This is a genomic window from Demequina maris (genome assembly GCF_000971155.1).
In the GTDB taxonomy this organism is placed as follows: domain Bacteria; phylum Actinomycetota; class Actinomycetes; order Actinomycetales; family Demequinaceae; genus Demequina; species Demequina maris.
In genome coordinates this window covers 1-14125 of the sequence record NZ_BBLX01000016.1, presented here as the reverse complement: position 1 = coordinate 14125, position 14125 = coordinate 1, and the positions used below count along the sequence as shown (strand labels likewise).

Annotated in this window: 11 protein-coding genes and 1 tRNA gene; 8 read left to right on the top strand and 4 right to left on the bottom strand. The window is 69.9% G+C overall.

Features of this window, described 5'->3' with window-relative positions; translation table 11 throughout:
* Positions 1-5: 5 nt before the first annotated feature.
* A tRNA-Glu gene (locus AOM02_RS13570) sits at positions 6-78 on the bottom strand.
* Positions 79-215: 137 nt separating this feature from the next.
* On the opposite strand from AOM02_RS13570, the gene AOM02_RS13565 reads away from it, so the two are divergent.
* Positions 216-566 carry a metallopeptidase family protein gene (locus AOM02_RS13565; protein WP_062300196.1) on the top strand — a complete coding sequence of 117 codons (351 nt, stop codon included), beginning with the start codon at positions 216-218 and terminating at the stop codon, positions 564-566.
* 92 nt (positions 567-658) lie between these two features.
* Here AOM02_RS13565 and AOM02_RS13560 read toward each other — a convergent pair whose 3' ends face one another.
* The 3 genes from AOM02_RS13560 to galK all read right to left on the bottom strand — a co-directional run bounded on the left by AOM02_RS13560 (position 659) and on the right by galK (position 4332).
* Positions 659-1960: a uracil-xanthine permease family protein gene (locus AOM02_RS13560; protein ID WP_062300194.1), complete on the bottom strand. Its 1302-nt coding sequence runs from the start codon at positions 1958-1960 to the stop codon at positions 659-661.
* Positions 1961-2162: 202 nt separating this feature from the next.
* Positions 2163-3137, bottom strand: coding sequence for a UDP-glucose 4-epimerase GalE (gene galE, locus AOM02_RS13555; protein ID WP_062300191.1), 975 nt, complete (start codon positions 3135-3137; stop codon positions 2163-2165).
* Positions 3138-3165: 28 nt separating this feature from the next.
* Positions 3166-4332, bottom strand: coding sequence for a galactokinase (galK, locus tag AOM02_RS13550; RefSeq protein WP_439645411.1), 1167 nt, complete (start codon positions 4330-4332; stop codon positions 3166-3168).
* A gap of 272 nt (positions 4333-4604) precedes the next feature.
* Between galK and AOM02_RS13545 the strand changes: the two genes are divergently transcribed.
* The 7 genes from AOM02_RS13545 to AOM02_RS13510 all read left to right on the top strand — a co-directional run bounded on the left by AOM02_RS13545 (position 4605) and on the right by AOM02_RS13510 (position 13760).
* Positions 4605-5627: a LacI family DNA-binding transcriptional regulator gene (locus AOM02_RS13545; protein ID WP_082105108.1), complete on the top strand. Its 1023-nt coding sequence runs from the start codon at positions 4605-4607 to the stop codon at positions 5625-5627.
* Positions 5628-6023: 396 nt separating this feature from the next.
* Positions 6024-6731: an L-ribulose-5-phosphate 4-epimerase gene (locus tag AOM02_RS13535; RefSeq protein ID WP_062300183.1), complete on the top strand. Its 708-nt coding sequence runs from the start codon at positions 6024-6026 to the stop codon at positions 6729-6731.
* Positions 6732-8246: an L-arabinose isomerase gene (gene araA / locus AOM02_RS13530; protein ID WP_062300181.1), complete on the top strand. Its 1515-nt coding sequence runs from the start codon at positions 6732-6734 to the stop codon at positions 8244-8246.
* 376 nt (positions 8247-8622) lie between these two features.
* Positions 8623-9789 carry a multiple monosaccharide ABC transporter substrate-binding protein gene (chvE, locus tag AOM02_RS13525; RefSeq protein WP_062300179.1) on the top strand — a complete coding sequence of 389 codons (1167 nt, stop codon included), beginning with the start codon at positions 8623-8625 and terminating at the stop codon, positions 9787-9789.
* A gap of 83 nt (positions 9790-9872) precedes the next feature.
* A complete protein-coding gene (gene mmsA / locus AOM02_RS13520) occupies positions 9873-11429 on the top strand; it encodes a multiple monosaccharide ABC transporter ATP-binding protein (RefSeq protein ID WP_062300177.1) in 1557 nt (518 codons plus the stop codon).
* The gene (mmsB, locus tag AOM02_RS13515) at positions 11426-12604 is read left to right on the top strand and encodes a multiple monosaccharide ABC transporter permease (RefSeq protein ID WP_062300175.1); all 1179 of its coding nucleotides are present in this window, start codon (positions 11426-11428) and stop codon (positions 12602-12604) included. The genes mmsA and mmsB overlap by 4 nt, the downstream gene beginning before the upstream one ends.
* 142 nt (positions 12605-12746) lie before the next feature.
* Entirely contained in the window at positions 12747-13760 is a 1014-nt protein-coding gene (locus tag AOM02_RS13510; RefSeq protein ID WP_369344968.1) for a LacI family DNA-binding transcriptional regulator, read from the top strand.
* The last annotated feature ends 365 nt before the right edge of the window (positions 13761-14125 follow it).

Sequence of the window (14125 nt, the reverse complement as noted above, 5' to 3'; positions counted from 1 at the left end):
CTCCGTACCCCCAACGGGATTCGAACCCGTGCTACCGCCGTGAAAGGGCGGCGTCCTAGGCCGCTAGACGATGAGGGCTCGCATCCACGCTAGGAATCCTTGCGTCGAGGCCTAGAAAACTATAGGGGTAATGGAGGGAAAAATCCAATCGAGGATGTACCAGCGACGATGCGCGCAGGCGCAAGACGTGCCCGGTGCCGTGGGAGCATCGGGGCATGGTGGAGATGACCCGCGAGGACTTCGAGAAGGCGGTCGAGGACGCGATCGACGAGGTCCCCGACGAGCTCCTCGACCTCATCGACAACTGCGTGATCCTGGTCGAGGACGAGCCCGAGGGCGACGACAAGGAGCTCCTCGGCCTCTACGACGGCGTCGCGCTCACCGAGCGCGGCGACCTGTGGGGCGGCGCCCTCCCGGACCGCATCCTCATCTACATGAACCCCACGCTGCGGATGTGCGAGGACGTCGAGGACGTCCGCGACGAGGTCGCCATCACGGTGGTGCACGAGATCGCCCATCACTTCGGCATCTCGGACGAGCGCCTGCACGAGCTCGGCTGGGACTGACCGCACGACCGGGACGGCGCGCGGGCCCCGGACGCGACGATGCCCGGGTCGCCTCCTGCCGAGGCGGCCCGGGCATCGTCCGGTCGGGTCGGTCAGCCCTCGTCGCCGTCGACGAACGCGGGCGAGGCGACGGCCTCGTCGGCGTGACGCCAGCGGGTGATGGTGGCCATGACGTGGTACGTCACGAGCGCCGCGGCGGTGCCGAGCGCGATGCCCTCGAAGGTCATGTCGCCGGCGACCCAGGTGTAGTTGGCGGCGCCCACGACCAGCGCGATACCGGCGGGCATGAGGTTGATCGGGTTGCCGAAGTCAACCTTGCCCTGCGCCCAGATGCGCGCGCCGAGCACCGCGATCATGCCGAACAGCACCGTCGCGAGGCCGCCGAGCACGCCCTGCGGGGTCGCGGCGATGAGCGCGCCGAACTTCGGCGACAGGCTGAGCAGGAGGGCGAAGCCGGCGGCGACCCAGTAGGCCGCGGTCGAGTAGACGCGGGTGGCGGCCATCACGCCGATGTTCTCCGCGTACGTCGTGGTGCCGGAGCCGCCGCCGAGGCCCGCGACGGTGGTCGCGAGGCCGTCCGCGAGGAGGGCGCGGCCGGTGACCGGGTCGAGGTCGTCGCCGGTCATCGCGGCGACCGACTTCACGTGGCCGATGTTCTCCGCGACGAGCACGAGCACCACGGGGACGAACAGCGCGAGCACGCTGAGGTCGAACTGGGGCGCCGTGAAGTCGGGGAGGCCGAACCAGGCGGCGTCGCCGACGGCGGAGAGGTCGTACTCGCCCCGGAAGGCCGCGACGATGCCGCCGACCACGGTGCCGAGGAGGATCGACAGGCGGCCGAGGATGCCCCGGAAGAGGACGGTCACGATCACGACCGAGGCAGCCGACACGAGCGCGGTGCCGACCGACGCCTGCACCATGCCCCACGCCGCCGGCGCGAGGTTGAGGCCGATGAGCATGACGATCGAGCCCGTCACCACGGGAGGCATGGTGATCTCGATCCAGCGGGTGCCGGCGAAGTGCACCACGAGGCCCACGAGCGCGAGCAGGAGACCCGTCATGACGATGCCGCCGAGCGCGACGCCCATGCCGCCCGAGGCCTGCGCCGCGGCGATCGGGGCGAGGAACGCGAAGCTGGAGCCCAGGTAGGACGGCAGGCGGTTGCCCGTGATGATGAGGAACAGGACGGTGCCGACGGCCGAGAAGAACAGCGTCGTCGTGGGCGGGAAGCCGGTGATGACCGGCACGAGGAAGGTCGAGCCGAACATCGCGAGCACGTGCTGTGCGCCGATGCCGACGGTGCGGGGCCAGCTGAGGCGCTCGCGCGGGGCGACGGCCTCGCCCGGGCTGACGGACCGACCGTCGCCGTGGACGGTCCAGGTCATGATGCTCATGGTTCTCCTTGATGAGGGGCGGTGAGGACTGCTGGGGAATCTAGCGACGATGCGCGGGCCGGGCCAGGCACGAGGGTCCCGCCCCGCCCCGCACGCCGACAGCCCGCACGGATCCCGGGAGGACGCGCCCGGCTGGACCGGCGCATCGTCCCTCGTCGCCGCCGTGTCGCGGCGGATCCCGTGCGGGCTGGCGGAAGGGGGGTCAGCCCTTGGGGTGCGAGGCCCAGGCGCTGTCGACCATCTCCTGGACCGAGTACCGCATCTTCCAGTCGAGGTCGCGGGTGGCGAGGGTGCCGTCGGCGACGATCTTGGCGGGGTCGCCGGGGCGGCGCGGGCCCTCGACGGGCGCCTGGTCGGTGCCGGTGGCGGCGACCATGGCGTCGACGATCTCGCGCACCGAGGTGCCGTCGCCCGAGCCGAGGTTGTAGACGGGCTCGAGCGTGTCGCCCGCCTCGAGGCGCTGCGCCGCCACGACGTGGGCGGCCGCGAGGTCGCTCACGTGGACGTAGTCGCGCACGCAGGTGCCGTCCGGGGTCGGGTAGTCGGTGCCGTTGACCTGCGGCGCCTTGCCGGCCTGGATCGCGAACAGCACCTTGGGGAAGAGGTTGTGCGGCGAGGCGTCCCACACGTCGGCGTAGCCCGAGCCGGCGACGTTGAAGTAGCGCAGGCTCGTGGCCGCCAGCGGGGTGCCCGCCATCGTGGTCGCGACGATCTGGTCGCGGATCAGCCACTCGCCGATGAGCTTGGACTCGCCGTACGGCGACTCGGGGGTGGTGGGGGTGGTCTCGGTGACGACGTCCACGCCGGAGTTGCCGTACACGCCAGCCGACGACGAGAACACCAGGCGCGCGACGCCGGCCCGCTGCATCGCCTCGAGCAGCGAGCGCGTGCCCTCGACGTTGATGCTGTAGTTGAGCAGCGGGAACTTCACGGACTCGCCGGCGTACTTGTAGCCGGCGCAGTGGATGACGCCGGTGACGCCGTGCTCGCGCAGCGCCGCCTCCACGGTGTCGGTGTCGAGGATCGACGCCTTGATGAAGGGCACGTCCTCCGGCACGAACGACTCGACGCCGCTGAAGAGGTCGTCGATGACGATGGGGGCGATGCCGGCCTCGCGCAGCGCGCGGACGACGTGGGCGCCGATGTAGCCGGCGCCGCCGGTGACGAGCCAGGTCATGGGTCTCCTTGGTTGGGCGGGGTGGGTGTCAGATGTCGCGGTGCGCGCCCGCGGACGGGTTGACCACGAAGATGATGGGGGCGGTCAGGCCGGCCTCGGCGAAGGCGGCCTCGATCGCGTCCTCGACCTCTGCGGCGCGGTCGGCATCGATGAGCGCGATCGCGGCGCCGCCGAAGCCGCCGCCGGTCATGCGGGCGCCGACGGCGCCGTTGGCGAGCGCGGTCTCGACGGCCAGGTCGAGCTCGGGGACGGAGATCTCGAAGTCGTCCCGCATGGACGCGTGGGAGGCGACGAGCAGGTCGCCGATCGCGCGCGGGCCGTCCTGCGCGACCACCTCGGCGGTGCGGGCGACGCGCGCGTTCTCGGTGACCACGTGCTTGACGCGTCGGTAGGTCTCGTCGTCGAGCGTCTCGGAGGCGCGCGGCAGGTCGTCCTCGGTGAGGTCGCGCAGCGAGCCGACGCCCATCGCCGCGGCGCCGTCCTCGCACGACCTGCGGCGCGCGCCGTAGCCGCCCGTCGCGTGCTCGTGGTGGACGCGGGTGTCGATGACGAGCAGCTCGAGGCCCTCGTCGGCGAAGTGCAGCGCGACGGGGTCGGCGGTCTCGGCGCGCACGTCGATGAGGACGCCGTGCCCCGCCTCGCCCATGAGCGACGCGGTCTGGTCCATGTTGCCGGTCGGCGCGCCCACGGCGCCGTTCTCCGCGAGCTGGCAGATGTAGATGAGCTCGCGGCGGGTGAGGCCCAGGTCCCACTCGTCGTTGAGGGCGATCGCCACGGCGCACTCGATCGCGGCGCTCGAGGACAGGCCCGCTCCGAGCGGCACGTCCGAGGCCAGCATGATGTCGAAGCCGGTGCGGCCCGCGAGGTCCACCCCGCGCTGCTCCATCGCCCACACGACGCCGAAGACGTACGCGCTCCAGCCCTCGAAGAGGTCGGGGCTGAGCGAGTCGAGCGAGGCCTGCGCGGGCTCCGGCATCGCGCCCGAGTGCACGGTGAGCATGCGGTCGTCGCGACGGCCCACCGCGGCCCACGTGCGGCGCTCGACCGCGAACGGGAACACCAGGCCGTCGTTGTAGTCGGTGTGCTCCCCGATGAGGTTGACCCGGCCCGGCGCGGACCACACGCCGTCGGGCCGGCGCCCGTAGCGGTCCTCGAAGGCCTGAGCGGTGGACTCGGGCGAGGGGATGTCGATCACGGTTCCTCCAGGGGTGCTGCGTCCGGCGCGGGCGTCGTCGCGGTGTCCGGGTCCCATGCTCCCATGGCGACCGCGGGCTCTGCGAGGCGCGACGGCGCGCCCACGAGGGCGCCCGGCCTGTTGTCGTCGCCCCGATGTTATCGTCAACATGAGGGGGAGTGCCACGGGACCGAGGTCCCCGGGCGCCCCCGCCGGGCGCGCGGCACCCGGCCGCCGCGCGCGGGACCTCCTCCCCGCATCGTCCCTGCACGCCGTGGGCTAACCTGACCGCCATGACACCCGAGCGTCCAGCCTCGCTGAGCAAGTCGGGCCGCGGCCCGAGCATGCACGATGTCGCGGCGCGGGCGGGCGTGTCCCACCAGACGGTGTCGCGCGTGCTCAACGACTTCCCGGGGATCCGGCCGGAGACGCGCGAGCGCGTCCTGCAGGCGATCCGCGACCTCGGCTACCGCCGCAACATGGCCGCCCGCGCGCTCGCGACCGGGCGCTCCGAGGTGATCGGCGTGATCATGCCGGAGGTGCCGCACTTCGGCCCCACCAGCACGCTGTACGCGATCGAGCATGCCGCCAAGCGGGTGGGGTTCAAGCCGCTCATCACGACCGCGTCGTGGGAGCCGTCCTCGATGGGGCAGGCGCTCGACTTCCTGCTCGCGCGCTCGGTGGACGCCCTGGTCGTCATGGCGCAGCACCCCGACGTGCTCAACGCGGTCGAGGCCACCACGGACGTCCCCGTGCTGTACGTGCTCACCGGCAACTCGCACGCCGAGCGCTCCGTGGCCGTCGACCAGGTCGCCGGCACGCGCCTCGCGCTCGAGCACCTCTACGACCTCGGGCACCGCCGGTTCCAGCACATCACCGGCATCGCGGGCCTCACCGAGGCGCAGCTGCGCCGCGACACCTTCCTCGCGTTCCTCGAGGAGCGCGGGCTTGAGCGGCTGCCGATCCTCGAGGGCGACTGGAGCGCCGATGCGGGCTACCGCGCCGGCCTCGCGGTCGAGGAGGGCGTCACCGCGCTGTTCTGCGCGAACGACCCCATGGCGATGGGTGCGATCCACGCGCTCGAGGAGCGCGGCCTCACGGTGCCGGAGGACGTCTCGGTCGTCGGCTTCGACGACGTGCCCGAGTCGGGCTACGCCCACCCGGCCCTCACCACCGTCCACCAGGACTTCACCGAGGTGGGCCTGCGCGCCGTGACCGCGCTCATGGAGGTCATCAACGGCCGCGAGCCGGGCGAGCTCGAGCCGGTCGAGCCGTGGCTCGTGGTGCGCGACTCGACGGGCCCCGCCCCCGCCTGACCGCCGCGCGGACGCCCGGCGGAGGCGCCGCATCGTCCCGCCGCGCGACCCCGGCGGCCGGTCCGCTCCTCGCCGCGCGCCCGCCGCGAGGCTGGGCTAGCGTGAGGCACGGCGGGCGGGACGTACGGCCCGCGGACGTCCGCGACGGAGCGGTATGTTAACGTTAAAACCAACGACCGACACGCTGCGCGAAGGGGCCAGGATGGTTGAGCAGAGCACCGCTCCGACCAGTGGCGCCGAGCGCGGCGCGAGGTCAGGGGCGGCCGCCACCGACCGGCCCATCGAGGGGCGCGAGCCCCGCACCACCACCGCTGGGACGACGCGCCGCGCGCGCGTGATCCCGCGCGGGTCCCGGCGAGGCCATGGCGGCCTCAGAGAGGTTAAGGAGTCCAACTCGTGACAAGCTTCACCGCTGAGCAGGTCAGCGCGATCCGCAAGAGTCGAGAGAGGGTCGCGAAGCTCCACGGCGAGCTCACCCGCTACGGCCTCGTCGTCTGGACGGGCGGCAACGTGTCGGAGCGCGTGCCCGGCACCCAGCACTTCGTCATCAAGCCGTCGGGCGTCGACTACGACGACCTCACGCCGGACAACATGATCCTGTGCGACCTCGACGGCAACGTCGTCCCCGGCTCGCCCGGCTCGGACCGCAGCCCGTCCTCCGACACGGCGGCGCACGCGTACGTGTACCGCGCGATGCCGCACGTCGGCGGCGTGGTCCACACCCACTCGACCTACGCGACCGCGTGGGCCGCCCGCAACGAGCCGATCCCGTGCCACATCACCGGCATGGCGGACGAGTTCGGCGGCGAGATCCCCGTGGGCCCGTTCGCGATCATCGGCGACGACTCGATCGGCCGCGGCATCGTCGCGACCCTCGAGGGCCACCGCTCGCGCGCGGTGCTCATGGCCAACCACGGCCCCTTCACGATCGGCAAGGACGCGCGCGACGCCGTCAAGGCCGCCGTGATGTGCGAGGACGTGGCCCGCACCACCCACATCGCCCGCCAGCTGGGCGAGCTCGTCGACATCCCGCAGGAGAAGATCGACGCGCTGTTCGACCGCTACCAGAACGTCTACGGCCAGAAGCCGCAGGGAGGCATGTAAGTGACCAACATCGTTCCCACCCTCGCCGAGTACGAGGTCTGGTTCCTCACCGGATCGCAGACCCTCTACGGCGACGAGGTCCTCAAGCAGGTCGCCGACCAGTCGACCGAGGTCGTCGAGACCCTCAAGGCGTCCGGTGACATCCCCGTGACCGTCGTGTGGAAGCCCGTCGTGAAGAACCGCGACGAGATCCTCGAGACGATCATGGCCGCCAACGCGGACCCCAAGGTCATCGGCGTCATCACCTGGATGCACACCTTCTCCCCGGCGAAGATGTGGATCGCGGGCCTCAACGCCCTCCAGAAGCCGCTGCTCCACCTCGCCACGCAGGCGAACCGCGAGCTGCCCTGGGCGAGCATCGACTTCGACTTCATGAACCTCAACCAGGCCGCTCACGGCGACCGCGAGTACGCGTACATCGAGTCGCGCATGAACGTCGCCCGCACCACGGTCGTCGGCCACCCGTCGACGCCTGCCGTGTCCGAGCGCATCGGCGTGTGGTCGCGTGCCGCCGCCGGCGCCGCCGCCGCGAAGAACCTCAAGGTCGCGCGCTTCGGCGACAACATGCGCTTCGTCGCGGTCACCGAGGGCGACAAGACCGAGGCCGAGATCAAGCTCGGCGCGCAGATCAACACCTGGGGCGTCAACGAGCTCGTCGAGCGCGTGGACGCGGTGGACGATGCGGCGGTCGACGCGCTCATCGAGGTCTACCTCGCCGAGTACGAGGTCGTGCCGGAGCTGCTCCCCGGCGGCGAGCGCCACCAGTCGCTGCGCGACGCTGCGGCCATCGAGGTCGGGCTGCGCTCGTTCCTCGAGGAGGGCGGCTTCTCGGCCTTCACCGACACCTTCGAGGACCTCGGCGGGCTCAAGCAGCTGCCGGGCCTCGCGGTCCAGCGCCTCATGGCCGACGGCTACGGCTTCGGCGCCGAGGGCGACTGGAAGACCGCGATCCTCGTGCACCTGTGCGCGGTGATGGGCGCCGGCCTGCCCGGCGGCTCGTCGCTCATGGAGGACTACACCTACCACCTGGTGCCCGGCGAGGAGCTGTCGCTCGGCGCGCACATGCTCGAGGTCAACCCGGCGCTCTCGTCGAAGAAGGCCCGCCTCGAGATCCACCCGCTCGGCATCGGCGGCAAGGAGGACCCGGTCCGCCTGGTCTTCACCGCGGACGCCGGCGAGGCCGTGGTGGTGGCGCTGTCCGACATGCGCGACCGCTTCCGCCTGGTGGCCAACGTCGTCGACAACGTGGACCTGCCCGAGCCGATGCCGAACCTCCCGGTCGGCCACGCGGTGTGGACGCCCCGCCCGGACTTCACCACGGCGGTCGCGTCGTGGCTGCAGACCGGCGGCGCGCACCACACGGCGATGTCGAACCAGATCGGCGTGGACGTCATCAAGGACTTCGCGAAGATGGTGGGCATCGAGCTCCTCGTCATCGACGAGGACACCACGTACGAGGGCTTCGAGCAGCAGATCCGTTGGAACAACGCGTACTACGCGATGGGCGGCCGCTGACCTTCGGTGCACGTCCCAGGAAGGCCCCGGCTTCGGCCGGGGCCTTCCGTCGTCCCGGGGCGCGTGGGGTGCCTCCGGCTGTGCCCGCGAGGGGGCGGCAGGGGTGCGCGCGGGCCGTCGTCGGGGCCTCTCGTGGCCCGCGAGAGTGCTGGGTCCAAGGTCCCGGGTCGGGCTCGCGAGGATCACGACACGGCATGTCGGAAAACTGGAACCGCTCCCAGTCATTGGGCGAAGTCCCTGGTAGACATATTTAATTCAAGGTGTTGACGCCTTGTGACCGCATCGTGACGAATAAGGTTTGACTCTGGGTGTGAACGCAAACACACTGGGGTCGCACGGCTCGCGATGGCGCGGGCCGGTATCTCGAGGAGGAGATATGAAGTTCAGGAAGTTCCTGGCGGCCGGCGCCGGCGCGGCCCTCGCATTCAGCCTCGCGGCCTGCTCTGGCGGCGGCGCGGGCAGCACCTCGGACAGCTCGGCTTCGGGCGACGACGGCGCGATGATGGAGGAGGGCGGCACCATCGGTGTGGCGATGCCCACCCAGACCTCGTCCCGCTGGATCGCCGACGGTGACGCTGTGAAGTCGGGTCTTGAGGAGCAGGGCTTCGACGTCGACCTGCAGTACGCGGCCGACGACATCCCGACCCAGTCGCAGCAGATCGACAACATGATCACCAACGGCGTCAAGGCGCTCATCATCGCGGCCATCGATGGCACCGCGCTGTCGAGCCAGCTGCAGGCCGCCGCGGACGCGGGCATCCCGGTCATCTCGTACGACCGCCTCATCCGCGACTCGGAGAACGTCGACTTCTACGTGACCTTCGACAACTACAACGTCGGCGTGCAGCAGGCCACCTCGCTGCTCGTTGGCCTCGGCATCCTCGAGGCGGACGGCACGACGGAGACCGGCGAGGAGGGCCCGTTCAACGTGGAGCTCTTCGCGGGCTCGCTCGACGACAACAACGCCCACTTCTTCTGGGCGGGCGCGATCGACACGCTCCAGCCGTACATCGACTCGGGCGTGCTCGTGGTTCCGTCGGGCCAGACCGACATCGAGCAGGCGGCGACGCTGCGCTGGCAGCAGGAGACCGCGCAGAAGCGCATGGAGGACCTCCTCACCGGCAACTACGTCGGCACCGACGAGAAGGTCAACGGCGTGCTGTCGCCCTACGACGGCCTGTCGCGCGGCATCATCACGGCGCTCCAGAACAACGGCTACTCCGGCACCGTCGCGGACGGCTTCCCGGTCGTGACCGGTCAGGACGCCGAGGTCGAGTCCGTCAAGCTGATCGTGGACGGCGTGCAGTACGCCACGATCTTCAAGGACACCCGCAAGCTCGCCGAGCAGGCCGTCGTCGCGGCGACCGCCTACCTCAACGGTGAGGAGCCCGAGGCGAACGACACCGAGACCTACGACAACGGCGTGAAGGTCGTGCCGTCGTACCTCCTCGAGTCGGACATCGTCTACGCGGACAACGTCCAGGAGCTGCTGATCGACTCCGGTTACTGGACCCAGGAGCAGGTCGACAAGGGCGTCGCCTAAGTCACCAGGCGGTGCCGGCCCCTCGGGGCCGGCACCGCCAGCCCCTCCCCTCCGACCCCCTCTCACACCCTTGGAGGTGAGACATGCCGAAGCACATCCTTGAGATGAGGAAGATCACCAAGACCTTCCCCGGCGTCAAGGCGCTCTCGGACGTCGAGCTCAGCGTGATCGACGGCGAGATCCACGGCATCTGCGGCGAGAACGGCGCAGGCAAGTCCACGCTCATGAAGGTCCTCTCGGGCGTCTATCCGTACGGCACGTACGAAGGCGACATCGTGTTCGACGACGAGGTGCAGCAGTTCCACTCGATCCCGGACTCCGAGCACAAGGGCATCGTCATCATCCACCAGGAGCTCGCGCTCATCCCCTACCTCTCGGTGGCGGAGAACATCTTCCTCGGCAACGAGCGCCGCGGGAAGAACGGCATGATCGACTGGAATCAGACCAACCACGACGCGATGAAGCTGCTCGACCAGGTGGGCCTCGACGAGAACCCCACCACCCCGGTCAACCAGCTCGGCGTCGGCAAGCAGCAGCTGATCGAGATCGCGAAGGCGCTGTCCAAGGACGTGCGGCTCCTGATCCTCGACGAGCCGACCTCGGCTCTGAACGACGACGACTCCGAGCACCTGCTGGGACTCCTGCGCATGCTGAAGGAGCGCGGGATCACGTCCATCATGATCTCCCACAAGCTCAACGAGATCCAGGAGATCTGCGACCGCACCACGATCATCCGTGACGGTCACACCATCGAGACCATCGATGTCGTCAACGAGGCCGGGATCCAGGACCGCATCATCCGCGGCATGGTCGGCCGCGACCTCACCAACCGCTACCCGAAGCGCGAGCACGTCGTCGGCGAGGAGCTCTTCCGCGTCGAGGACTGGACCGTCTACCACCCGACCCAGCCGGGCCGCATCGTGGTCGACAACGCCTCGTTCAACGTCCGCAAGGGCGAGGTCGTCGGCATCGCCGGCGTCATGGGCGCGGGCCGTACCGAGCTGGCGATGAGCCTCTTCGGCCGGTCCTACGGCCGCGACATCTCGGGCCGCATGTACATGCACGGCGAGGAGATCCACGCCCGCGACGTGTCCGAGGCGATCAAGAACGGCCTCGCGTACGCCACGGAGGACCGCAAGCGCTACGGCCTCAACCTCATCGACGACGTCCGCCGCAACATCTCGTCGGCGGCGCTGTTCAAGCTGGCCAAGCGCGGCTGGGTCGACGGCAACCGTGAGATCAAGGTCGCGGAGGAGTACCGCGGCTCGATGAACATCAAGACGCCCTCGGTCATGCAGACCGTGGGCAACCTCTCCGGCGGCAACCAGCAGAAGGTGGTGCTGTCGAAGTGGATCTACTCGGACGCCGAGGTGATGATCCTCGACGAGCCGACCCGCGGCATCGACGTGGGCGCGAAGTACGAGATCTACACGATCGTCAACCGGCTCGTCGCGGCGGGCAAGGCGGTCATCATCATCTCGTCCGAGCTCCCTGAGCTGCTCGGCACGTGCGACCGCATCTACACCCTCGCGTTCGGCGTGGTCACCGGCGAGGTGCCGGTCGCCGAGGCCACGCAGGAGGGTCTCATGGCCCTGATGACTCAGGAGAAGGCAACCAAGGACAAGGAGGTCCGGGCATGACCGGCACCGCAAACATTCGGGAGCTGCTCACCCGGAACATGCGCACGAGCGGCATCTACATCGCGTTCGTCGCGATCGTGGCGCTGTTCTTCTTCCTCACGGGAGGGACGTCGCTCAGCCCGCAGAACGTCACCAACCTGGTGCTGCAGTACTCCTACATCCTGATCCTCGCCATCGGCATGGTGATGGTCATCATCGCCGGTCACATCGACCTGTCGGTCGGATCGGTCGTCGCCGTGACAGGCGCCATCTCCGCGGTGCTCGTGATCAAGCACGACATGCCGTGGTGGGTGGGCGTGCTCGCCGCGCTCGGCACCGGTGTGCTGATCGGCGCATGGCAGGGCTTCTGGGTCGCCTTCGTGGGCATCCCCGCGTTCATCACGACGCTCGCGGGCATGCTCCTGTTCCGCGGCCTCACGCTGCTGGTGCTCGGCAACATCTCGCTGTCGCCGTTCCCGCCGCAGTACCAGAAGATCGCGAGCGGCTTCCAGAACGGGTTGCTGGGCGGTAACGGATACGACGTCTTCACCCTGGTGGTCTTCGCCGTCGCCGTGGCCGCCTACTTCTTCTCCGCCTGGCGCACGCGCAGCTCGCGCATCGCCTACGAGCAGCCGGTCGAGGCGTTCCCGCTCTTCATCGTCAAGCTCGTCGTGGTCGCGGCCGTCGTGATGTGGTTCGCCTGGCAGCTCGCCAACGCGCGCGGCCTCCCGAACGTCCTCATCATCCTCGCCATCCTGGTCATCGCCTACTCGCTCGTGACGCAGCGCACCGTCTTCGGTCGCCACGTCTACGCGGTCGGCGGCAACCTCGCGGCGGCGATGCTGTCCGGCGTCAAGGTCCGTTGGGTCAACTTCGGCGTCATGCTCAACATGGGCATCCTCGCCTCGGTGGCGGGCATCGTGTACTCGTCCCGCTCGAACGGCGCCCAGCCGGCCGCCGGAAACATGTTCGAGCTCGACGCGATCGCCGCGTGCTTCATCGGTGGCGCCGCCGTCACCGGTGGTGTGGGTCGCGTCACCGGCGCCATCGTCGGTGGTCTGATCATGGCGGTGATGTCGAACGGCATGCAGCTCATGGGCGTCGACCAGTCCGTGCAGTCGGTGGTCAAGGGCCTCGTGCTGCTGCTGGCGGTCGCGTTCGACGTCTACAACAAGCGCCGCGCGGGCGCTCGCTGATCCCCGCGTCGCACGAGGGGCCCCGGTTCGCCGGGGCCCCTTTCGCGTGCGGACGATGCGCGCCCGACACGCGCGTCGCGCGCCGGTCCGCGCTGAGAGCGGTCCTAGTCCATACTCATAGACGTATAGAGGAGAGCTGCCAGTGACGAAGCCCCGAGGACGCCGGCCCACCATCGACGATGTGGCCCGCGAGGCCGGGGTGTCGCGCGGCACCGTGTCCCGCGTCCTCAACGGCGGCCACTGGGTGTCCGAGGCGTCCAGGGCGCAGGTCGACCGCGCCATCAACGCGACCGGCTACCGCATCAACCCGCACGCCCGGTCGCTGGCCACCAGCCGCACGGGGTCGATCGGCTTCCTGCTGACCGAGTCCTACGAGCGCTTCTTCGCGGACCCCAACTTCCTCAAGATCCTGCGCTCGTGCGCGGATGCGCTCGCGGGGCACGGCATGACGCTCGTGCTGATCATGGCGGACACGCTCGAGGAGCGGGGCCGGGCCACCGAGTACCTGACCGGCGGCCACGTCGACGGGGCGCTGGTGGTGTCGTCGCACAGCGGGAGCCAGGAGTTCCTCGCGACCCTGCTCGAGGCGCGGCTGCCGGTGATCTCCGCCGGGGTGCCGCTGGGCTTCGAGGACCGGGTCGGCTACGCCACCGCCGACGACGAGGGCGGCGCCCGCGCGATGGTCGAGCACCTGCGCGCCCGGGGGAGGACCCGCATCGTGCACCTCGCGGGCCCGCAGGACACCTCGGGAGGCACGGGCAGGCTCAAGGCGTTCCGCGACGTGCTCGGCGATGCGTACTCCGACGAGCTCGTGGCGTACGGGGACTACGGCCGGGAGTCGGGGCGGCGGGCGATGCGGGAGCTGCTCGCGCGCGAGGTCGCGTTCGACGCCGTCTTCTGCGCGAACGACCTCATGGCCGCGGGAGCGATGGATGTGCTCGCGGCCGCCGGCATCTCGGTACCCGAGGACGTGGCGGTCGCGGGCTTCGACGATGCGCCGGTGGCAACGGAGACGGAGCCGCAGCTCACCACGGTGCGCCAGCCCTTCGACCGGGTGAGCGAGGAGATGGTGCGCCTGCTGCTCGACGAGATCGAGGGCAAGGCCGCCGGCCGGGTGACCCTGCCGACCGAGATCGTCGAGCGGGGCACGGTCTAGAGGAGGCGGGCGCCCGCACCGGCCTCCGAACGCCGCGAACTTTCTTTCCGCACGATGCGCCGGCCGCGGAGCCGGCATCTGGTCGTGCTGGAGGCTTTAGCAGGGCCGATGCGTGCGACACGCCCGAGATCCCGGTGATTTGACGGTCGGGTTCCGGGTGCGTAATGTTTTCACCTGTCGCCGACGAGGAACGCGCCAGGCAGGGACTGAACAAGGACCTGCAGGAGACGCCCCGGGGACACGATCCGATGGAAGCGGCGGACAGTCATGTCCCGCACCACTCGAAGGATCGATGACGAGCTCTTGTTCGTTTCTCTGATGGAAAGTCAGGCCCGCGAGGCCGATTTGACACGGAGAATTGATAA

Excerpts from the sequence above, each read along its gene's own strand:
- AOM02_RS13565 (WP_062300196.1), top strand. The coding sequence starts at position 216 with ATGGTGGAGATGACCCGCGAGGACTTCGAGAAGGCGGTCGAGGACGCG.
- AOM02_RS13560 (WP_062300194.1), bottom strand. The coding sequence starts at position 1,960 with ATGAGCATCATGACCTGGACCGTCCACGGCGACGGTCGGTCCGTCAGC.
- galE (WP_062300191.1), bottom strand. The coding sequence starts at position 3,137 with ATGACCTGGCTCGTCACCGGCGGCGCCGGCTACATCGGCGCCCACGTC.
- AOM02_RS13545 (WP_082105108.1), top strand. The coding sequence starts at position 4,605 with ATGACACCCGAGCGTCCAGCCTCGCTGAGCAAGTCGGGCCGCGGCCCG.
- chvE (WP_062300179.1), top strand. The coding sequence starts at position 8,623 with ATGAAGTTCAGGAAGTTCCTGGCGGCCGGCGCCGGCGCGGCCCTCGCA.
- mmsA (WP_062300177.1), top strand. The coding sequence starts at position 9,873 with ATGCCGAAGCACATCCTTGAGATGAGGAAGATCACCAAGACCTTCCCC.
- mmsB (WP_062300175.1), top strand. The coding sequence starts at position 11,426 with ATGACCGGCACCGCAAACATTCGGGAGCTGCTCACCCGGAACATGCGC.